General features: G+C 62.1%; 17 protein-coding genes. 12 read left to right on the top strand and 5 right to left on the bottom strand.

The window, feature by feature from the left end; genetic code table 11:
* Nucleotides 1–98: 98 nt before the first annotated feature.
* Nucleotides 99–1,010 (bottom strand): LysR family transcriptional regulator, encoded by a 912-nt coding sequence (locus C7A17_RS04150; RefSeq protein WP_106736826.1) that lies wholly within the window; start codon nt 1,008–1,010, stop codon nt 99–101.
* Nucleotides 1,011–1,196: 186 nt separating this feature from the next.
* Here C7A17_RS04150 and C7A17_RS04145 point away from each other — a divergent pair, with 186 nt between their 5' ends.
* On the top strand, nt 1,197–1,931 hold the full coding sequence (locus C7A17_RS04145) for a tellurite resistance TerB family protein (protein ID WP_106736825.1): 735 nt from the start codon (nt 1,197–1,199) through the stop codon (nt 1,929–1,931).
* Between the two features lie 15 nt (nt 1,932–1,946).
* On the opposite strand, the gene C7A17_RS04140 is transcribed toward C7A17_RS04145, so the two are convergent.
* On the bottom strand, nt 1,947–3,719 hold the full coding sequence (locus tag C7A17_RS04140) for a SulP family inorganic anion transporter (protein ID WP_106736824.1): 1,773 nt from the start codon (nt 3,717–3,719) through the stop codon (nt 1,947–1,949).
* 178 nt (nt 3,720–3,897) lie between these two features.
* Here C7A17_RS04140 and C7A17_RS04135 point away from each other — a divergent pair, with 178 nt between their 5' ends.
* Nucleotides 3,898–5,550, top strand: coding sequence for a GMC family oxidoreductase (locus tag C7A17_RS04135; RefSeq protein WP_394337063.1), 1,653 nt, complete (start codon nt 3,898–3,900; stop codon nt 5,548–5,550).
* Here the strand turns inward: C7A17_RS04135 and C7A17_RS04130 are convergent.
* Nucleotides 5,543–7,189, bottom strand: a complete 1,647-nt coding sequence (locus tag C7A17_RS04130) for a sensor domain-containing diguanylate cyclase (RefSeq protein ID WP_106736823.1) — start codon at nt 7,187–7,189, stop codon at nt 5,543–5,545. The genes C7A17_RS04135 and C7A17_RS04130 overlap by 8 nt on opposite strands.
* A gap of 163 nt (nt 7,190–7,352) precedes the next feature.
* Here C7A17_RS04130 and prfB point away from each other — a divergent pair.
* The 8 genes from prfB (at nt 7,353) to C7A17_RS04090 (ending at nt 14,859) form a co-directional block, all read left to right on the top strand.
* Nucleotides 7,353–8,448 (top strand): peptide chain release factor 2 gene (prfB, locus tag C7A17_RS04125; protein WP_106736822.1). Its coding sequence is split into 2 segments (ribosomal slippage): nt 7,353–7,424 and nt 7,426–8,448, totalling 1,095 coding nucleotides; the frame shifts between segments, so codons are not numbered across the junction.
* A 119-nt stretch (nt 8,449–8,567) separates the two neighbouring features.
* On the top strand, nt 8,568–10,070 hold the full coding sequence (gene lysS, locus C7A17_RS04120) for a lysine--tRNA ligase (protein WP_106736821.1): 1,503 nt from the start codon (nt 8,568–8,570) through the stop codon (nt 10,068–10,070).
* 142 nt (nt 10,071–10,212) lie between these two features.
* Complete coding sequence (locus C7A17_RS04115; RefSeq protein ID WP_106736820.1) at nt 10,213–10,926, top strand: TetR/AcrR family transcriptional regulator; 714 nt, start codon at nt 10,213–10,215, stop codon at nt 10,924–10,926.
* A gap of 37 nt (nt 10,927–10,963) precedes the next feature.
* A complete protein-coding gene (locus tag C7A17_RS04110) occupies nt 10,964–11,515 on the top strand; it encodes a hypothetical protein (protein ID WP_106736819.1) in 552 nt (183 codons plus the stop codon).
* Between the two features lie 8 nt (nt 11,516–11,523).
* Nucleotides 11,524–12,813, top strand: a complete 1,290-nt coding sequence (locus tag C7A17_RS04105; RefSeq protein ID WP_106736818.1) for a flavohemoglobin expression-modulating QEGLA motif protein — start codon at nt 11,524–11,526, stop codon at nt 12,811–12,813.
* Nucleotides 12,814–12,909: 96 nt separating this feature from the next.
* Nucleotides 12,910–13,656, top strand: coding sequence for a TIGR00266 family protein (locus C7A17_RS04100; RefSeq protein WP_106736817.1), 747 nt, complete (start codon nt 12,910–12,912; stop codon nt 13,654–13,656).
* Entirely contained in the window at nt 13,646–14,539 is an 894-nt protein-coding gene (locus tag C7A17_RS04095; protein WP_234035883.1) for an alpha/beta hydrolase, read from the top strand. Before C7A17_RS04100 ends, C7A17_RS04095 begins: the two co-directional genes overlap by 11 nt.
* Nucleotides 14,536–14,859: a hypothetical protein gene (locus tag C7A17_RS04090; RefSeq protein ID WP_106736815.1), complete on the top strand. Its 324-nt coding sequence runs from the start codon at nt 14,536–14,538 to the stop codon at nt 14,857–14,859. Before C7A17_RS04095 ends, C7A17_RS04090 begins: the two co-directional genes overlap by 4 nt.
* 75 nt (nt 14,860–14,934) lie before the next feature.
* On the opposite strand, the gene C7A17_RS04085 is transcribed toward C7A17_RS04090, so the two are convergent.
* On the bottom strand, nt 14,935–15,720 hold the full coding sequence (locus tag C7A17_RS04085) for a lipotoxin F family OmpA-related protein LptF (protein ID WP_106736814.1): 786 nt from the start codon (nt 15,718–15,720) through the stop codon (nt 14,935–14,937).
* A gap of 47 nt (nt 15,721–15,767) precedes the next feature.
* Nucleotides 15,768–16,181, bottom strand: a complete 414-nt coding sequence (locus tag C7A17_RS04080; RefSeq protein WP_179622345.1) for a DUF4398 domain-containing protein — start codon at nt 16,179–16,181, stop codon at nt 15,768–15,770.
* Nucleotides 16,182–16,644: 463 nt separating this feature from the next.
* Here C7A17_RS04080 and ppc point away from each other — a divergent pair, with 463 nt between their 5' ends.
* Both ppc and adk read left to right on the top strand, forming a co-directional pair.
* Nucleotides 16,645–19,281: a phosphoenolpyruvate carboxylase gene (gene ppc, locus C7A17_RS04075; protein WP_106736812.1), complete on the top strand. Its 2,637-nt coding sequence runs from the start codon at nt 16,645–16,647 to the stop codon at nt 19,279–19,281.
* 223 nt (nt 19,282–19,504) lie between these two features.
* The gene (adk, locus tag C7A17_RS04070) at nt 19,505–20,152 is read left to right on the top strand and encodes an adenylate kinase (protein ID WP_106736811.1); all 648 of its coding nucleotides are present in this window, start codon (nt 19,505–19,507) and stop codon (nt 20,150–20,152) included.
* Nucleotides 20,153–20,334: the final 182 nt, after the last annotated feature.

Raw genomic sequence — 20,334 nt, 5'->3', positions numbered from 1 at the left:
GACGTCTCCTCGTGTGTCGGAGCGCCTGTATTCACGGAAGCGAGACTAGAGTCCGACAGTTGGCTTCACAAATTCTAAATATTGAAAGTGGCGTTCGATTAAATCGAAACCTTGCGGTTTGTCGGCTGGGCCCGTGCCAGCGTCAGGAATGGATCGACCAGTGCCGGTCGGGCGGTGCCTCTGCGCCAGGCCAGCCCGACTTCGAGCGGCTCGTTCAGATCCGCCAGTGGCCGGGCCTCGATGATGTCGCCCTCCAATGACCAGGGGCGATAGGTCATGTCGGGTTGAATGGACAGGCCGAGCCCCGCCGCAACCAGGCTACGTACGGCCTCCACCGAGGCTGTGCGCAGGCTGACGCGAGGCGTGAGACAGGCGCGATGCCAGATGCGCTGGGTGTGCAGGCCCATTTCATCGGCGTTGAGCTGGATCAGTGGCTCGCTGGCTACGTCGGCCAGGGTGATACTGTCGCGATCCAGTAGCGGGTGACGCGGTGGTAGCCAAAGGCGGTGCGGAGAGTGCGTCAGCACTTCGGTCTGCAACGCATGACGATCTTCGAGGTTGGAAAGGATCAGTACGCCGACATCAATCTCCCCGGCGACCAGCAGATGTTCGATATAGGGTCGCTCGTCTTCGATAACGCGGGTCTGCACATTGGGGTAGGCGTGCTGGAATCGCGTGATCAGATCAGCAAGGTAGTAGCCTGCGACCAGGCTCGTCACACCAATGGTGAGTTGGCCGTTCACTTGCGATGTACTTTGCTGCAGGCTGCGCTTGGCGTTTTCCACCGTGGCGAGAATCAGGTGCGCCTGCCGCAGGAACTGGTGGCCCTGGTGAGTGAGGCTCATACCCTTGGCATGACGGTTGAACAGAGTAACGCTGATTTCTTCCTCCAACTGCTGAATCGCCTGGGTCAGTGTCGACTGGGAAATGAACACAGCTTGAGCCGCCGCAGATATCGAGCCTGTCTCGGCAACGGCGATGAAATGGCGAATCTGGCGCAGGGTCATCATGGCATGAGAGGTTCTGGCAGTTTTGCCCATTATGGTTTATCGAATGTGTTCTTCCTCGTTCTTTTTCATCGAAAGCTTGGCCGTGTCGAAGGGGGAATATAAGCAACATCTGGAATTGATCTGCTTACCGACGCTCTATTAGGGCAGGCATAGAATCGACGGCATTTGCGCAAGAGGAATTCCTTCATGAACACACGTGGCTTGCTCGACCAACTGCTCAAATCCGGGCAGGACTTGCTACAACAGAAGGGCGCTGGCGGCGCCTCTTCCGGGCTTGGTGGGGCGCTGGGCGGTCTGCTCGGCGGTGGCGCAGGCAAGTCTGGCGGTAGCGATTTGGGGGCAATGCTCAAGGGCGCCGGTGGCGGTGCAGCGCTGGCCATGCTGCTGGGCAACAAGCGTGTGCGCAAGGTCGGTGGCAAGGTGGCCGTTTATGGTGGTTTGGCCGCGCTTGGGGTGATGGCCTACAAGGCCTATGGCAACTGGCAGGCGCAACAGGCTCAGCAAGGTCAGGCGCAGCCGGCCGAGCCGCAGACACTGGATCGCTTGCCGGCGCCGCAGGTCGAGCAGCACAGCCACGCGATTCTCAAGGCACTGGTGGCCGCGGCCAAGGCCGACGGTCATGTCGATGATCGTGAGCGTCAGCTGATCGAGGAAGAGCTGGGCAAGCTGGCCAACGATGCCGAGCTGAAGCAATGGCTGCACACCGAGTTGAACAAGCCGCTCGATCCGGCCGATGTCGCGCGTGCTGCTACCACTCCGGAAATGGCCGCCGAGATGTACCTGGCCAGCGTGCTGATGGTCGACGAGGAGCACTTCATGGAGCGTGCCTACCTCGAAGAGCTAGCGCGCCAGTTGCAGCTCCCGCCCGCACTCAAGTCCGAACTGGAAGCTCAGGTACGAGCTCTGCCAGCCGGCGTCTGAACGACCCTTCGCATTTCAATCCGCATGCCAGGCTTTGTCTGGCATCGCGTCCCCGCCATGATCGTTCAGGTAGGCGTCGACAGCGGCGCTTACCGTAGGTTGATGATGGTGCTCCTGCCTCTCGTTGAGCAGACCAAAGCGTCGTAGCTTGTCCATCACCGGGCCCTTTACCTCGGCAAAGTGCAGCTCGATGCCGGCATCTTCCAGCATCTGCTCCAGTTCACCGAGCATGTCGGCGGACGTCACGTCGATACTGGTTACCGGTTCGGCAGCGACCACCACGCGGCGTACGACCGTGGGAGCTTGCGCGATCGCCTGCAGCAGGCATTGCTGGAACAGTTCGGCGTTGGCGAAGAACAGTGGCGCGTCCCAGCGAAACAGCAGCAGACCGGGTATTTGCCGTGCTTCGGGATAGCGCTCTATGTCATGGAAGCCACGGATACCATCGACCTTGCCGAGAATGGCGTAGTACGGCCGCCAGGCATCCCATAAAAACTCGATCACTGCCAGCACCACGGCAATGCCGATGCCGGGGATGACGCCGAAGGTCACCACGCCGACGAAGCAGGCCATCGATAGCCAGAACTCCCATTTCTGCACGCGGAAGATACGCTGCAGGTCGGTAATGACGAACAGACCAATGACGGCGGCGATCACGACTGCGGCAAGTGCGCTGGTGGGCAGGTACTGCATCAGATTGGGCGCCACGACCAGCAGCAGGGCGACGCACAGGGCACCGATCACGCCAGCGATCTGAGTCTTGGCCCCTGCGGCCTCGGCGACGGGGGTGCGTGATGAGCTGCTGCTGATGGGAAAACCCTGAAAGAGGCCGCCAATCAGGTTGGCGGCGCCGAGGCCGACCAGCTCCTGATTGGGATCGACCTGATGCCCTGTGCGCGCCGCGTAAGTGCGTGACAGCACGCTGGTGTCGGCGAATGCGACCACGGCGATGGCGATGCCACCAATCACCACACTGGCGATATCGACACCGCTGAGCCAGGGCAGGACGAAGCTCGGCAGGCCTTGTGGCAGTTCACCGAGTACCTGAACGCCTTGAGCATCGAGATCCAGCAGAGCGACCGCGAGCGTCGCCAGCGTCACGGCGATCAGGATGCCGGGAAGCTGTTTGAAACGCTTCAACAACAGGATCAAGGCCAGCGTACCCGCGCCGACTGCCAGGCTGTAGAGGTTGGCCTGACCATCCAGCAGTGCGGCGCCGACTGCGCGGATATCGCTGATCGGGCCCTGGCTGTCGATGGAAAAACCCAACAACTTGGGTGTTTGGCTGATCAGTACACTCAGGGCGATGCCGTTCATATAGCCGTAGCGAATCGGCTTGGACAGTAGTTCGGTGATGAAACCCAGGCGCAGAAAACCGGCGATGATGCAGGTCAGCCCGGCAACCACCGCCATCATGCTGGCCAGCGTGACCGCGCGCATTGGGTCGCCACCTGAGAGCGGCAGCACCACGGCCAGAATCAGCGCAGCCAGCGCCGAGTCCGGGCCGAGCACGAAGATTCGGCTTGGGCCGAACAGCGCGTAGGCCAGCAGCGGCACGATGGTCGCGTACAGGCCATAGATGCCGGGCACGCCGGAAGCTTCGGCGTAAGCGATCCCCACCGGCACCAGCATGGTGGTCAGCACCAGGCCGGCGGCAATGTCCTTGGGTAGCCAGGCCAACTGGTATTGCCTGAGCATCAGCAGACCGGGTAGCCAGCGCAGCCAGCCGCTCTGTTGCTGAGCAGTGGGAAGCGGCTTGTGCGTGTTGCTCGGTGACGCTGGCGGCATCGCAATGGCTCAGGCAGGAAAAGTTACAAGTAAAGTGCAAGGCGCAGTCGTTTAACCATAGGTGTCGTCCGTAGATGGACAAACATTCATTCGTTGCATCAGACCAAAAGATCATTCTGCGCAGCTTGTTCGACAGCTAGTCTCAGGGTTTCGATTGGCTGCCCTTGCGAGGATGCTCATGGCGCAACTGCCCCTGGAACGTTACGACTACCTGATCGTCGGGGCTGGCCCGGCCGGTTGCCTGCTGGCCAACCGGCTCTCCGCCGATCCTGGGGTCAGCGTGCTGTTGATCGAAGCCGGCGGGCGCGATAACTATCCGTGGATCCACATTCCGGTTGGCTATCTCTATTGCATCGGTAACCCGCGCACCGACTGGTGCTACAGCACCGAGAGCGACCCTGGCCTGCATGGTCGCTCGCTGAAATATCCGCGCGGCCGTGTGCTTGGTGGCAGCTCTTCGATCAACGGCATGATCTACATGCGTGGCCAGGCGGCCGACTACGATGGCTGGGCGGCGGCTGGTAATCCGGGCTGGGCCTGGCGTGACGTGCTGCCGCTGTTCAAGCGTTCGGAGAATCATTTTGCCGGCGATAGCGAACTGCACGGCAGCGCAGGCGAATGGCGGGTCGAGCGTCAGCGATTGTCCTGGGAAATTCTTGAAGCCTTTCGCCAGGCCGCGGCGCAGACTGGCATCGCCAGCATCGATGACTTCAATGGTGGAAATAACGAAGGCTGCAGCTACTTTCAGGTCAACCAGAAGCGTGGGGTGCGCTGGAACGCCTCCAAGGCGTTTTTGCGCGATATTCGCCAGCGCCCCAATCTGCAGGTGCTGACAGGTGCCGAGGCTGAGCGCATTGAACTCGATGGTGGTCGCGCCAATGCGCTGCATTTGCGCTGGCAGGGGCAGGCGCTGCGGGTCAGTGCCCGCCGTGAGGTTATCCTGTGTGCCGGTGCCATTGGTTCGCCGGCGCTGCTGCAGCGCTCCGGCATCGGCCCTCGACCCGTGCTCGAAGGCTTGGGCATTGGCGTGAAGCACGAGCTGCCCGGCGTTGGCGAGAACCTGCAGGATCACCTGCAACTACGCCTGATTTACCGGGTCAGCGGGGTGAAAACCCTCAATCGCATTGCCGCCAGCGCCTGGGGCAAACTGGGCATGGGCCTGGAGTACCTGTTCAATCGCAGCGGGCCGCTGGCCATGGCGCCCAGTCAGCTCGGCGCCTTTGCCAGGTCGAGTGCCGAGCAGTTGCGCGCCAACCTGCAATACCACGTGCAGCCCCTGTCGCTGGAGCGCTTTGGCGAGCCGTTGCACGACTTCCCGGCATTCACCGCCTCGGTTTGTAACCTGCGCCCGCACAGTCGTGGACGTGTCGCGATCACATCGCTGGACGCCAGCGTTGCGCCGTCGATCATGCCGAACTACCTGAGCGATCCACGCGATCTACAGGTGGCGGCCGACGCCATTCGGTTGACCCGGCGCATCGTCGCCGCGCCTGCCTTGGCGAGTTATCGGCCTGAGGAATACAAACCTGGGTCGGAATACCGCAATGAGGAAGATCTGCAGCGGGCGGCCGGTGAGATCGGCACCACCATCTTCCATCCGGTGGGAACCTGTGCGATGGGGCAGGGGCGCGAGGCAGTGGTCGATGCTCGTCTGCGCGTGCATGGCATTGGTGGCCTGCGAGTGGTCGATGCCTCGATCATGCCGAGCATCACCTCGGGCAACACCTGCTCGCCAGTGCTGATGATCGCGGAGAAGGCCGCACAGATGATCGTCGAGGACGCACTGCGCCAGGGGCAGGCGGCCCCGGTGCGCAAGATCCTGGTCAGTTGAGGTGGTTTTCGAGTTCGTTCTGGAAGATCGCCCGGTTACGTCCGCCTTGTTTGGCGCGATACAGCGCCTGGTCGGCCAATTGCAGCACCTCGCCCAGCTCGCTGTGATCCAGTGGCCACAGAGCGCCGCCTACGCTGCAGCCGATGGCGACCGCACCCACCTCCAGCAGCACCGGCTGGCCGAGCGTGGCGATGGCCCGCTCAGCCACCTGGCGCGCATGCTGTCGTGCGTCCTGCCCCGGTACTTGCAGCACCATGAGAAATTCGTCACCGCCCAGACGCGCGACCATATCGCCATCGCGCAGGCAACTGCGCAGACGCTGGGCGATCTCCCGGAGCAAGTGATCGCCGGCGGCATGGCCATGGGTGTCGTTGATCGGTTTGAAACCATCGAGGTCAAGATAGAGCAGGGCCAGGCAGCCATGTTGCAGGCGACTGCGCTGCTGCGCCTGGGGCAGGAATTTCTCCAGCGCCATGCGGTTGGGCAGCCCGGTCAGGGCATCGTGATGGGCGAGGCTCTCCATGACGCCAAGCGCCGTCTGTTGCAGGGTCAGGCTTTCCACCAAATGCCGGATCGACTGGCTCAGTTGGTGAACCTCACGGCTGCCGCGCAGTTCGGGAATCTCGTTGATCTCACCCGCGCTGAGGCGATCCGCGGCGGTAGCGATTTCCTGCAGTGGACGGGTGAAATAGCCACTGATCAGCCAGCCGAGTATGGCGAAGATCAATGCCAGAACGCAGCCCCAGAGCAGGATGGTGAGCAGCAGTCTGTGCGCTGGCGCGTAGGCCAGATCCAGTGATTGCCGCGCGATGACGGTCCATCCCAGGCCGGGATAATCCTTATAGCCCTGGCTCAGGGTCAGGCCGGTAAGGTATTCGTTGCCATCCGGCCATTGCTGTACCGCCCAGCGGCTCTCCCCTGGGCGCAGGCCGTCGAGTGCCGGCAGGTGCAAGGGCTGCCCGATCATCTCGCGGGGGCCAAGCAGGATGCTTTGATCGCGCCCGATCACGAAGAACTCGACCAGACGTCGATCCTGGATCGGGGCGAGAATCGATTGGCCTACTTCATTGGCCCAGCCCCACGACAGATGGCTGGCCAGTACGCCGGCCAGGCTGCCATCGTTCGCCGTTATCGGCAGGCTGATGTCGACGAACTTCATCGCCTCGCCACTGGGGTTGGGAAGCAGCTTGGCCAGCAGCACGGCCTCGTGCACGTCGCCGATGAACAGATCCTCACGCCCTTTCAGGTAGACCGGCCGCTGGGCAATGCTGGCGCCTTCCAGCACGCCATTGCTGGAGGCCAGCACCTGGCCTGCCGGGTCGGTGAAGCCGATCCAGGCGATGCTGGGGATTTCCTTCTGCAGGCTGTCGAGCAGGCGCCGTATCTCGGCCGGATCACCTGGCTGCCTTAGCGTTTGCAGGTTGCCGAGCACGCGCAGCACTGCCGCGCGCGAATCCATATCGCGATCCAGGCGGTCGACCATCGCATAGGACACCTCGGCCATGTTTCGGCCTATGTCCTCGCGGATCTGTTGGCTGGTGTGCTGGCCGATCAAGGTGCCCAGTAACCAGGTGAGTGCGCCTACCAATAGGGCGATGAAAAGGGCGATATGGCTACGCAGGCTATGCGATGGGGGCATGCTGGGGTTCCGAGAGAGGGCGCTGTTATCGGTTTTGTGACCAGTATAGTGCGCCGTTGATCCATTGAGCCGCGTTCACCTGTCAAGAGTGGGCTGCCAGCCAGTGTCGGCTCGGGTATAATCGCCGGCTTTCCGTCCGATTTGCCCGTGAGAGCCGCCTACCATGGAAATCAATCCGATCCTCAACAGCATCAAGGATCTCTCCGAACGCACCCAGACCATTCGGGGGTATCTTTGACTACGATCAGAAGCATGATCGTCTGGTCGAAGTAAACCGCGAGCTGGAAGACGCCAGCGTCTGGAACAAGCCTGAGTACGCGCAGAGCCTGGGCCGCGAGCGCGCCATGCTGGCGCAGATCGTCGAAACCATCGATGACCTCACCGGCAGCCTGGCCGATTCCAAGGATCTGCTGGAAATGGCCGCCGAAGAAAACGACGAAGGCGCGGTGAACGACGTCGCCGCCGAAGTCGAGCGCCTGCGCGAGATCCTCGAGAAGCTCGAGTTCCGCCGCATGTTCAGCCACGAGATGGATCCGAACAACTGCTACCTGGACATCCAGGCCGGTTCCGGCGGCACCGAAGCCCAGGACTGGGCCAACATCCTGCTGCGCATGTACCTGCGCTGGGCTGACAAGCGCGGCTTCAATGCCGAGATCGTCGAGCTGTCCGAGGGTGAAGTCGCCGGCATCAAGGGCGCCACCGTGCACATCAAGGGCGAGTACGCCTTTGGCTGGCTGCGCACCGAAATCGGCGTGCACCGCCTGGTGCGCAAGAGCCCGTTCGACTCCGGCGCCCGTCGCCACACCTCGTTCTCGGCGGTGTTCGTCTCGCCCGAGATCGACGACAAGGTCGAGATCGAGATCAACCCGGCCGACCTGCGCATCGACACCTACCGCTCCTCCGGCGCTGGTGGTCAGCACGTCAACACCACCGACTCGGCGGTGCGTATCACCCACGTGCCGACCAACACCGTGGTGGCCTGCCAGAACGAACGCTCGCAGCACGCCAACAAGGACACCGCCATGAAAATGCTGCGGGCCAAGTTGTACGAGCTGGAGATGCAGAAGCGCAACGCCGCCTCGCAGGCGCTGGAAGACAGCAAGTCGGACATCGGCTGGGGTCACCAGATTCGTTCCTACGTGCTCGATGACTCGCGCATCAAGGATCTGCGTACCGGCATCGAGCGTAGCGACTGCCAGAAGGTTCTCGATGGCGACCTTGACCAGTACCTCGAAGCCAGTTTGAAGCAGGGGCTGTAAGGCAGCACCAACCCGGTAGGTGCGAGCCTGCTCGCGATGCTCTGTAACGGGCTCGCGAGCAGGTGTCAGATGGCCTACAACGAATTCAATTGAAAGATACGCCAGGCAGACAAGCGACCATGAGCGACCAACAACTCGACCACAACGAACTGCAACAGGAAGAAAACAAGCTGATTGCCCAGCGCAAGGAAAAGCTTGCTGTCGTCCGTGAGCAGGGCATTGCTTTCCCCAATGATTTCCGCCGCGACAGCCTGTGCGCTGACCTGCAGAAACAGTACGAGGGCAAGAGCAAGGAAGAGCTGGAGGCGGCTGCCATCCCGGTGAAGATCGCCGGGCGCATCATGCTCAACCGTGGCGCCTTCATGGTGCTGCAGGACACCTCCGGCCGCCTGCAGGTCTATGTCGACCGCAAGGGGCTGCCGGCCGAAACCCTGGAGGCGATCAAGACCTGGGATCTGGGCGACATCATCGCCGCTGAGGGCACCCTGGCGCGATCCGGCAAGGGCGACCTGTATGTGCACATGACCAACGTGCGCCTGCTGACCAAGTCGCTGCGTCCGCTGCCGGACAAGCACCACGGCCTGACCGACACCGAGCAGCGTTATCGCCAGCGCTACGTTGATCTGATCGTCAACGAGGAAACCCGCCACACCTTCCGCGTGCGCTCGCAGGTCATCGCCCACATCCGCCGCTTCCTCAACGACCGCGGTTTCCTCGAAGTGGAAACCCCGATGCTGCAGACCATCCCCGGTGGTGCAGCGGCCAAGCCGTTCGAGACCCATCACAACGCGCTGGACATGGCCATGTTCCTGCGTATCGCCCCGGAGCTGTACCTCAAGCGTCTGGTGGTTGGTGGCTTCGAGAAGGTCTTCGAGATCAACCGCAACTTCCGTAACGAAGGCGTTTCGACCCGGCACAACCCCGAGTTCACCATGCTCGAGTTCTACCAGGCCTACGCTGACTACCGCGACAACATGGACCTGACCGAGGAGCTGTTCCGCGAGCTGGCCCTGGCTGTGCTCGGTACCACCGATGTGCCGTATGGCGACAAGGTGTTCCACTTCGGTGAGCCGTTCGTGCGTCTGTCGGTGTACGACTCCATCCTCAAGTACAACCCGGACATCACGGCGGCTGACCTCAATGATGTCGAGAAGGCCCGTGCCATCGCCAAGAAGGCCGGCGCCAAGGTGCTCGGCCACGAAGGCCTGGGCAAGCTGCAGGTGATGATTTTCGAGGAGTTGGTGGAGAGCAAGCTGGAGCAGCCGCACTTCATCACCGAATACCCCTTCGAAGTCTCGCCGCTGGCGCGTCGCAACGACGACAACCCCAGCGTCACCGACCGCTTCGAGTTGTTCATCGGTGGCCGCGAGATCGCCAACGCCTACTCCGAGCTCAATGATGCCGAAGACCAGGCCGAGCGCTTCCTCGCCCAGGTGGCGGAGAAGGACGCCGGCGACGACGAAGCCATGCACTACGACGCCGATTTCGTTCGTGCGCTCGAGTACGGCATGCCGCCCACCGCTGGCGAAGGCATCGGCATCGACCGCCTGGTGATGCTGCTGACCAACTCGCCGTCGATCCGCGATGTCATCCTGTTCCCGCATATGCGTCCACAGGCCTGATGCCTCACATAAAGCCGCCTTCGGGCGGCTTTTTGCTACCTGTCGTTCCACTTTGTAGGCCTTGCCAACGTAGATGGTTTTTCAACGGCCTGTTAACCATTACTCTGAATGTCATAACCAGAACGTAGAGGGTCGAGCCATAGTGAGTTCCGTTTCTGCGTCCCCCAATGCCACCGAGGCTGCCAACGCCGTTGCCGAAAGTGTCCAGTACCAGGGCCGCAAGGCCAGTCGACACGGCAGCGAGCAACGCCGCCAGGCGATTCTCGATGCCGCCATGCGCATTATCGTGCGTGACGGTGTGCGCGCCGTGCGTCATCGCGCGGTCGCTGCCGAGGCGCAGGTGCCGCTGTCGGCCACGACTTACTACTTCAAGGATATCGATGACCTGATCACCGATACCTTCGCCTTGTTCGTCGAGCGCAGCGCTGCGCAGATGGCGGCTTTCTGGGCCAGTACCCAGGGCGCGCTGCAGGAGATGGTCGGTCGCCTCGACGGCAGTGAGGCCGCGCGTCGGCAACTGGCTGACGAGATCGCCGAGCTGGCCGTGCAGTACGTGCAGCGTCAATTACGCGAACGTCGCGAGCACCTGATCGCCGAGCAGGCATTCCAGCAGGAGGCGCTGCTCAATCCGCGCCTGAGTGACCTGGTTCGCGCCCATCGCCAGATCCTGCAGCAGGGTGTGACGCACTTCTTCGAAGTGCTCGGTTCGCGCCAGCCAGAGCAGGATGCCGTGCTGTTGACGGCTACCATCGTGCGGATGGAGTATCAGGGCCTGCTCGACGGCGTCGAGAATCTGGACAGCCAGGGAATGCTGGCCATCCTTAAACGCTACATGAATCTGGTTCTCGGGCTTTGATGCCCAACCGGCTGGTGGTTTTCACAAGGAGAGCGAAATGAAAGCCTGGCGCGTACTGGTCGCCTTGTCCTTCCTGATGTTGAGTGGTTGCCTGGTCACTTTCAAGGATCCGATCCCGGCCAACGAGGCGGCACCTATTCCGCTACTGGGTGAATGGACCCGGCAGGACGAATGGGGCGATCAGCTCTTTCTGGAAATCACCCGTGCCGGTGCCAACCTGTACGAGGCACGTATCTATGAAGGCAGTGCGGACAACCTCGACAGTCTCGAGGAGTTTGGTTTCACCGTCGCCCATCATGGTCGCCGCTGGTATCTCTCGGCTGGATTGCCCAAAAGCCTCGGTGCCAACTTCGCCATCGCCGGTTTCGAGCTGACTCGGGACAACGAACTGGTGGTGTACAACCTCGATAGCGACCGCATTCTCCAGGACATGGACAAAGGCCTGCTGGAAGGGCAGACCGTCTCCATGCCCGAAGCTGATGGCGCCTTGATCACCAGCCCGCTGGAGAAGGTACTCGCATACCTCGACGATCCGGCCAACGCCGACCTGTTCGTCGAGGTGGCGCGCTATCAGCGGGTTGCCGACTAGGAAAAGCAATGAACAGCCAGCAAAAACTGGACGATTACCAACTCTGCATTCGTGCCCTCAGCGACCGTATCGTCGAGGCGCAGACCCCGATTCGCGTGCTCGATGCAGTGAAGTGGGACGATGGCATCCGTGACGGTTTCCTCAAGGCCAAGGGCAAGCAGCCTCCAGCGGTGGATCGCGACTATTACCTGAGTCGGCCGCTGGCCTTCGATGCGCAAGCGAAGAAACTGGAGTTTCAGAACATCGAGCGTGACATCACTCGTCAGCTCGGCCAGTTCAACCCAGTCGGGCAGATCATGCGGCGCATGTGCAAGGAATACCGCATGGTGATCCGTATGCTCGAAGCGCGCGGTACCGAGGATTTCGGGTTGATCAGCCAGGAGCTCTACGGCGCCGCCTCCGACGCTTTCCATGCTGGTGATCCGACCCTCGCCGATCTCGGCCTGATGCTCTCGGACTACCTCAACAACATCGCCGCGCGTGGCGACCTGGAAGACGAGCCCAAGGTGCTCGGCGCCGCCGATGCGGTGGGCATCCTGCAGCAGCGCCTGGCCGGTGTGTTCGGCGACGACACCATTCGCGTGTTCGAGTCCGACGGCATCCTCGCCGACGCCGCAGCTGGCGCCGACTACATCAAGATTCGCAGCGACGCGCGTTTCAACGAGCGTGACGTCAAGGCACTTGAGGTACATGAGGGGTTGGTGCATGTCGGCACCACGCTCAATGGCCTGAACCAGCCGATCTGCACCTTCCTGGCCAAGGGCCCGCCCTCGTCGACCGTGACCCAGGAAGGCCTGGCAATCCTGATGGAAGTGATCGCCTTCGCCTCCTACCCGACGCGCCTGCGCAAGCTGACCAACCGCACCCGCGCCATCCACATGGCCGAAGAGGGGGCGGATTTCCTCGAGGTGTTCGAGTTCTTCCGCGAGCAGGGGTACGGCCTGGAAGGCGGCTACAGCAACGCCAGCCGGGTGTTCCGCGGCTCATTACCGAACGGCCTGCCGTTCACCAAGGATCTGTCGTATCTCAAGGGCTTCATCCTGATCTACAACTACATCCAGTTGGCGGTGCGCAAGGGCAAGCTGGAGCAGATTCCGCTGCTGTTCTGCGGCAAGACCACCCTTGAAGACATGCGCACCCTGCGCAAGCTGGTGGACGAAGGCCTGGTACTGCCACCCAAGTACCTGCCGCCGCAGTTCCAGGACATGAACGCGCTGTCGGCCTGGATGTGCTTCTCCAACTTCCTCAACCATTTGAGCCTGGATCGGATCGAAGCGGACTACGCCAATATCCTCTAGCGACTGTAGGGTGCGCCCCGCGCACCACGGCGCCAGCATGCAGTCTGATCGACGAGGCATGTCTAACCCTGTCGTAGGCCCCCAGGAGATCAACAAGTGCCCAGCCATCAACTCGAATACGAAATCCTCGGTGCTTCGGCGCAATCGGTTGAGATCATCCTCGACCCCGGCGAGACGGTAATCGCCGAGGCCGGTGCGATGAACTACATGACTGACGGCGTGCGCTTCGAAACGCGCATGGGCGATGGCTCGTCCAGCGGCCTGTTGGGCAAGCTGTGGAGTGTCGGCAAACGCATGCTGACCGGCGAGTCGCTGTTCATGACCCACTTCAGCAATGCCGGCAAGAGTCAGGCGCGGGTCGCCTTTGCCGCGCCTTATCCGGGAACCGTGGTGCCCATCGATCTGGCCAAGATCGGCGGCCGGTTGATCTGCCAGAAAGATGCCTTTCTCTGTGCGGCGCATGGCACCAGCATTGGTATCAGCTTTGCCAAGCGTCTGGGTGCGGGGTTCTTTGGTGGTGAGGGCTTTATCCTGCAGAAGCTCGAAGGTGATGGCCTGGCCTTCGTGCATGCCGGCGGCACGGTGATTCGCAAGGAGCTGAACAACGAAACCCTGCGTCTGGACACCGGCTGCCTGGTGGCCTTCAGCAGTGGTATCGATTACGACATCGCCCTTGCTGGCGGCCTGAAGAGCATGCTTTTCGGTGGTGAAGGCATTCTGCTGACCACGCTCAAGGGCACCGGCACGGTGTGGATTCAAAGCCTGCCGTTCTCGCGCTTGGCCGAGCGCGTGTATGCCGCGACCGTGCAGGCACGCGAAGAGGTTCGCGCTGGTGGCAAGTAGCCTGCGAGCGCTGGCGTTGCTGCTGGCCAGCCTGTGGCTGGCCGGTTGCAGTGGCCTGCTGTTCTACCCCGAGCCAGGGCTGCCGATCACCCCGGAGCGTGCCGGGCTGGAATACCGCGACATCGAACTGCGTACCGCTGACGGCACGCGCCTGCACGCCTGGTGGCTGCCGGCCAAAGCCGGGGTGAAGGTCAAGGGTACGGTGCTGCACCTGCACGGCAATGGCGGCAACCTGGCCTGGCACCTGGGCGGCGTTCACTGGCTGCCGGAGCAGGGCTATCAGGTGTTGATGCTGGATTACCGCGGTTATGGCCTGTCCGCCGGCAAACCGCGGTTGCCTGAGGTGTACCAGGATATCGATGCGGCCTTCGCCTGGCTCGAACAGGCGCCGCAGGTGCAGGGCACGCCGCTTTTCATGCTGGGGCAGAGCCTTGGCGGCGCTCTGGCCGTGCATTACCTGGCCGAACATCCCGAGCGGCGCTCAGCCCTGCAGGGCATGGCCCTGGATGGTGTACCGGCGAGTTACCGTGATGTCGCCCGCTACGCACTGAGCACGTCCTGGCTGACCTGGCCGTTGCAGGTGCCATTGTCCTGGCTGGTGCCGGATGCCGACAGTGCGATCAACAGCATCGATCAGCTCCAGGGTTTGCCGCTGATGATCTATCACAGTGTTGACGATACGATCGTGCCGCTTTCCAATGGCCGCCGTTTGTATCAAGCTGCGCGCCCGCCACGCGCCTTTCAGGCGACCCGTGGGCCGCACGTGCAAACCTTTGCCGAGCCCGCCTGGCGCCAATCGTTGCTGGCGTTTTTCAGTGCGCCGCAGGCTTTTGTCGAACGCCAGGTGCCGGCTACCGAATCCGCAACAGAGAATCTGCAATGACCGAACGCAATCCCATCCCTCTGATCCTCACTGGTGTCGCCAGCATCGTCGGTACCGTTGGCGTGCTCTGGTATTACGGTTATGTGCACTTCGCCAAGCCGGAAGATGCGCTGCTGCTGTCCGATTTCACCATGCTCAAGACCATTCCCGGCGAGGACTACAAGGTTTCGCTGAAGCCTGCTGACCAGGTGGCGCAGTGCATCGACGGCGTGCTGGTACTGTTCGACCTGCAACAGAAGGGCCTGACCGGCGTGCTGGTGGACAACAAGAAGCAAGCCGTGCGCTGCATGGGTCAGGACACTCCGGCGCTGGAGCAGTAAGGCAAAAACACCCTACGGGCGCATAGCCAAAAAGAAACCCGCCATCAGGCGGGTTTCTTCATTGCGGTGGCGCTATCAGGCGCCGCTAGCCGAACGCGGTACGACCGGCTGATTATCGTTGGAGATGGTCACTTCCACACGACGGTTCTGCGCACGGCCGGAGTCGCTGGAGTTATCCGCAACCGGATACTCCTTGCCGTAACCCTGGGCAACGATACGCGCCGGCTCGACGCCAGCGCGAATCAGCGCGCGACGTACGGATTCGGCGCGACGCTCGGACAGGCCCTGGTTGTAGCTGGCCGAGCCGACGCTGTCGGTGTAGCCCTCTACGATCACCTGGCGCTCCGGGTTTTCCTGGAGGAAGCGCGCCAGTTGCGTGACGTTGGGCAGCGCGCTGCTCTTGAGTTCGGCCTTGTTGAAGTCGAACAGCACATCACCGAAGGTCACCAGGGTGCCGCGCTCGGTCTGCTTGGCGTTGAGGCTGTCCTGCAGCTTGCGAATCTGTGCATCGCGCGCATCGAGCAGGGCCTGGGCACGTTGCGCCGAGGTGTTCTTCAGCTCGGCTTCGGCGGTACGCAGGGCGATGGTCTGCTTGGCCACCTCGACGCGCTGATTGGTCAGGTAGGCCAACTGGTCGACCTTCTTCTCGTCTTCCTTCTCCATGTAGGCCTTGTCGGCCTTGTTCAGCCATTCCTGGGCTTCCTTGGTTTCCAGTGCGGCAACCTTGCTTGCCTGCGGGTCGCTCTGCAGCGTGGAGAAGTTGCTGCGCGCCGACTCCAGGTTGGCATTGGGCTGGTGCGAGCAGGCGGCCAGGCCGACGCTCAGGGCCAGAAGGGCGGGGATCATTACGTGTTTACGCATGGCGTTCATCCTTTGATCTGTCAGCGAATGGGTGGGGTGCATGCGGCTCACTGAGCGCTACGCATGCCTTCCTCACGCAGTTCCTGCACACCCTGGCGGGCGTCCTGCAGTGCTTGTTCGGCCTTGGCGGCCTGGGCCTTGCGCTCGGCGAGACGAGCATCCCACTCGGCCTGTTCGGCCAGGCGGCGGGCTTTCTCGTACTCTTTCTCATGCATGGCCAGCTCGGCTTCTTTGAGCTTGTCCTGCGCCGACTTCATTTCCACGGCGGCAAACTCGGTACCGCCAGCGCTGATTGCCGAATTCACGGCAGACTGCGTCACGGCGTACTGCTCACTGGGCGGATTACCGGCGCAGCCCGCGAGTACCAGGCTGCTGCCCAGTACCAGTGCAGCCAGCTTGATCCCATGCAGACGAGTGCGCTGGGCTTTTTCGGTATGGGTCTTCATGGCGGCTAACTCCATTTGAAACACTCCTATGAATGACGATATCCGTGACATCTGGCGCATCGTGACGGCGTTTTACCCAGAGGGTTGCTGATGCCGGCATTACTGGATGGCCTATCGAATGGACAGGCGTTTTTTTTGGATAGTTCAGAAAAAAAGACAGTGAGCTTATGTTTTATGGTATGACCGGTTGGTCAGCTTGAAGCTCGCGATCATGCTTTCAATTAGCCCTGAACTAGTGTTTTGAACAGTCTGCTCAACGGGCTTGACGAGATGATGGCGGCGTCTGGCATGCACTGAAGAGTCCTATGCCAAACGGACTTATGAGCATTCCATGACGGTTTCTTGAACAGAATAACGAACAGGCAGTGGCACCCAATGCAGCACTGTTTGCATGTGCATCGGGGAGAGGCGACCCAGCCTTGTAAGTAACGGAAGGGCTGTGCACTCTGTTGACCTTGGTTAGCAGAAGGAGTGCGACATGGCGGAAATCGATGCGCGTCTACGTGAGGAAGTTCACCTGCTCGGCGAGTTGCTTGGGCAAACCATCAGTACTCAGTTGGGCGACGACTTCCTCGACAAGATCGAACGCATTCGCAAGAGCGCCAAGGCCGGTCGGCGTGGCTCTGCGGCAGGTGCCGAGCAACTGAGCAGCACCCTGGGCGATCTTGGTGACGACGAGCTGCTGCCCGTGGCGCGCGCCTTCAATCAGTTTCTCAACCTGGCCAATATTGCCGAGCAACAGCATCGGGTACGTCGCCGCCGGCCGAATGAGCCCGAACCTTTCGAGTTGCGTGTGCTCGACGAGTTGCTCGAACGTCTGCTTGCCGCAGGCCAGGGTGGCGATGAGCTGGCGCGTCAGTTGGGGCGCCTGGATATTCAACTGGTGCTGACAGCGCACCCTACCGAAGTGGCGCGGCGCACCCTGATCCAGAAATACGATGCCATCGCCGCGCAACTGACGGCGCTGGATCACAGCGACCTGTTGCCGGTCGAGCGCGAGCGCATCATCGAACGGCTGCAGCGGTTGATCGCCGAGGCCTGGCATACCGAGGAGATCCGCCGCAGCCGACCCAGCCCGGTGGATGAGGCCAAGTGGGGCTTCGCGGTCATCGAACATTCGCTGTGGCTAGCTGTGCCGCGTTTCCTGCGCAAGGCCGACCAGAGTCTGCATGCCGCCACCGGGTTGCGCCTGCCGCTGGAAGCCGCGCCGATCCGCTTCGCTTCGTGGATGGGCGGGGATCGTGACGGTAACCCCAATGTCACCGCCAAGGTCACCCGTGAAGTGCTGTTGTTGGCGCGCTGGATGGCGGCGGATCTGTACCTGCGCGACATCGATCAGCTGGCTGCCGAACTCTCCATGCAGCAGGCCAGCGATGCGCTGCTTGCACAGGTCGGCGACAGTGCCGAACCCTATCGGGCGCTACTCAAGCAATTGCGTGAGCGCCTGCGTGAAACCCGCAGCTGGGCGCAACAGGCGCTCACGGCTGCCGTGGCTCCCAGCGCTGCGGTGCTGCAGGACAACCGCGACCTGCTGGCGCCGCTGCAACTGTGCTACCAGTCGCTGCACGAGTGCGGCATGGGCGTGATCGCCGATGGCCGGCTGCTCGACTGCCTGCGTCGGGCGGCGACGTTTGGCCTGTTCCTGGTGCGTCTCGACGTCCGCCAGGACGCCACACGGCATGCCGCCGCGCTGTCGGAGATCACCGATTATCTTGGCCTGGGGCGCTACGCCGACTGGGACGAAGAAGCGCGCCTGAGCTTCCTGCAGCGCGAACTGGATAACCGCAGACCGTTGCTGCCAAGCGACTACCGGCCCTCTGCCGATACGGCCGAAGTGCTCGCCACCTGCCGTGAAGTGGCCGCTGCGCCAGCGGCCTCGCTGGGTTCCTATGTGATCTCCATGGCTGGCGCCGCCTCCGATGTACTGGCGGTGCAACTGCTGCTCAAAGAGGCCGGGTTGCGCCGGCCGATGCGCGTGGTGCCACTGTTCGAAACCCTGGCTGATCTGGATAACGCCGGCCCGGTCATCGACCGTCTGCTCGGCCTGCCAGGCTATCGCGCCCGTCTGCACGGCCCGCAGGAGGTGATGATCGGCTATTCGGATTCGGCCAAGGATGCCGGCACCACTGCTGCAGCCTGGGCGCAGTACCGCGCGCAGGAAGAGCTGGTGCGCCTGTGCCGTGAACATCAGGTCGAGTTGCTTCTGTTTCATGGTCGTGGTGGCACCGTCGGCCGTGGCGGTGGCCCGGCGCACGCGGCAATCCTGTCGCAACCGCCTGGTTCGGTTGCGGGACGTTTCCGCACCACCGAGCAGGGGGAAATGATTCGTTTCAAATTTGGTCTGCCGGATATCGCCGAGCAAAACCTCAATCTCTACCTGGCAGCCGTGCTGGAAGCCACGCTGCTGCCGCCGCCCGCACCGGAGTCGAGCTGGCGAGCCATGATGGATCGTCTGGCCAGTGCTGGCGTAACGGCCTATCGCGCCGTTGTGCGTGAGCATCCGCAGTTCGTCGAGTACTTCCGCCAGGCTACGCCGGAGCAGGAACTGGGCCGCCTGCCATTGGGCAGCCGGCCAGCCAAGCGGCGCGAGGGCGGCGTGGAGAGCCTGCGGGCGATTCCCTGGATCTTCGCCTGGACGCAGACGCGGCTGATGCTGCCGGCCTGGCTCGGGTGGGAGCAGGCGCTGGGCCAGGCCTTGGCCGATGGCGACGGCGAACTGCTCAAGCAGATGCGCGAGCACTGGCCGTTCTTCCGCACCCGTATCGACATGCTGGAGATGGTGCTGGCCAAGGCTGACGCCAGCATTGCCGCGCTTTATGACGAGCGCCTGGTCGAGCCGGCGCTGCGTCCACTGGGTGCGCAGTTACGCGACCTATTGTCGCAGGCGTGCGCTGCGGTACTGGAATTGACTGGGCAGTCACAGTTGCTCGCGCACAGTGTCGAAACTCTCGAGTCGATCAGCGTGCGTAATACCTACCTCGATCCGTTGCACTTGCTGCAGGCTGAGCTTCTGGCCCGCTGCCGGCTGCGTGAACAGGCGCCGGAGAGCCCTCTGGAGCAAGCGCTATTGGTCAGCGTGGCGGGGATCGCGGCGGGTTTGCGCAACACCGGCTGAGGTGGGTGAACGCGTCGCTAACTGCAGGCTCAGTTGCTGCCCAAAGCACCGTACGAGTCGCCGGAAGAAGGTTTTTTATCCGACTTTTGGCGGCTTGTGCCGCTGGGGTGCGCTGTGTATCTTGAGCAGCCTTTTGGCCGCTACAGCTGCCGTAAACACTTAAGAGATTGGCCCCACGAGGCGAGTCCGACCGATTACTACATAACTCTTGAGGAGCACATCGATGCGCGTGATTCTGCTGGGGGCGCCCGGTGCCGGCAAAGGTACCCAGGCTCGCTACATCACCGAGAAATTCGGTATTCCGCAAATCTCCACTGGCGACATGCTGCGTGCTGCGGTCAAGGCCGGCACCGAACTCGGCCTGAAGGCCAAGAGCGTAATGGATGCTGGTGGCCTGGTTTCCGATGACCTGATCATCAATCTGGTCAAGGAGCGCATCGCTCAAGCCGATTGTGCCAACGGTTTCCTGTTCGACGGTTTCCCGCGCACCATTCCGCAGGCCGAAGCCCTGCGTGACGCTGGCGTGACCCTCGACCATGTCGTGGAAATCGCCGTCGACGACGAAGAAATCGTCAAGCGTCTGTCCGGCCGTCGCGTACACCCGGCCTCCGGCCGCGTCTACCACACCGTATACAACCCGCCGAAGGTCGCCGGTCAGGACGACGTCAGCGGTGAAGAACTGGTGCAGCGCGAAGACGACAAGGAAGAAACCGTGCGTCATCGTCTGTCCGTCTACCACTCGCAGACCAAACCGCTGGTGGACTTCTACCAGAAGCTCTCCGCCGAGACCGGTACGCCGAAGTACACCCACATTCCGGGTGTCGGCAGCGTCGAAGACATCACCGCGAAGACCCTGGCTGCTCTGGACTGAGTCCACTGAGCCTGCTGTCCTCCCACCAAGGCCCCGAAAGGGGCCTTGGTCGTTTATGGAACACGGATACGTTCTGGTCGCTCTCAAGCATGGCCGTGCAACGCCGGCCGACTAGTATCGACGATGCGAGCCTCCGGCCGGCGCTGGAGGGAGTTGATACGTGAACCAATAAGGAAGAGGGC

The sequence above is a fragment of the Pseudomonas mendocina genome (genome assembly GCF_003008615.1).
In the GTDB taxonomy this organism is placed as follows: domain Bacteria; phylum Pseudomonadota; class Gammaproteobacteria; order Pseudomonadales; family Pseudomonadaceae; genus Aquipseudomonas; species Aquipseudomonas mendocina_C.
This window is presented reverse-complemented; position numbering and strand designations above follow the sequence as displayed.

Coding starts and splice junctions, on each gene's coding strand:
- lysS (WP_106736821.1), top strand. CDS start 8,568: ATGAGCGACCAACAACTCGACCACAACGAACTGCAACAGGAAGAAAAC.
- C7A17_RS04150 (WP_106736826.1), bottom strand. CDS start 1,010: ATGATGACCCTGCGCCAGATTCGCCATTTCATCGCCGTTGCCGAGACA.
- ppc (WP_106736812.1), top strand. CDS start 16,645: ATGGCGGAAATCGATGCGCGTCTACGTGAGGAAGTTCACCTGCTCGGC.
- C7A17_RS04135 (WP_394337063.1), top strand. CDS start 3,898: ATGGCGCAACTGCCCCTGGAACGTTACGACTACCTGATCGTCGGGGCT.
- C7A17_RS04085 (WP_106736814.1), bottom strand. CDS start 15,720: ATGCGTAAACACGTAATGATCCCCGCCCTTCTGGCCCTGAGCGTCGGC.
- C7A17_RS04140 (WP_106736824.1), bottom strand. CDS start 3,719: ATGCCGCCAGCGTCACCGAGCAACACGCACAAGCCGCTTCCCACTGCT.
- adk (WP_106736811.1), top strand. CDS start 19,505: ATGCGCGTGATTCTGCTGGGGGCGCCCGGTGCCGGCAAAGGTACCCAG.
- C7A17_RS04130 (WP_106736823.1), bottom strand. CDS start 7,189: ATGCCCCCATCGCATAGCCTGCGTAGCCATATCGCCCTTTTCATCGCC.
- C7A17_RS04080 (WP_179622345.1), bottom strand. CDS start 16,181: ATGGAGTTAGCCGCCATGAAGACCCATACCGAAAAAGCCCAGCGCACT.
- C7A17_RS04105 (WP_106736818.1), top strand. CDS start 11,524: ATGAACAGCCAGCAAAAACTGGACGATTACCAACTCTGCATTCGTGCC.
- C7A17_RS04090 (WP_106736815.1), top strand. CDS start 14,536: ATGACCGAACGCAATCCCATCCCTCTGATCCTCACTGGTGTCGCCAGC.
- C7A17_RS04145 (WP_106736825.1), top strand. CDS start 1,197: ATGAACACACGTGGCTTGCTCGACCAACTGCTCAAATCCGGGCAGGAC.
- C7A17_RS04110 (WP_106736819.1), top strand. CDS start 10,964: ATGAAAGCCTGGCGCGTACTGGTCGCCTTGTCCTTCCTGATGTTGAGT.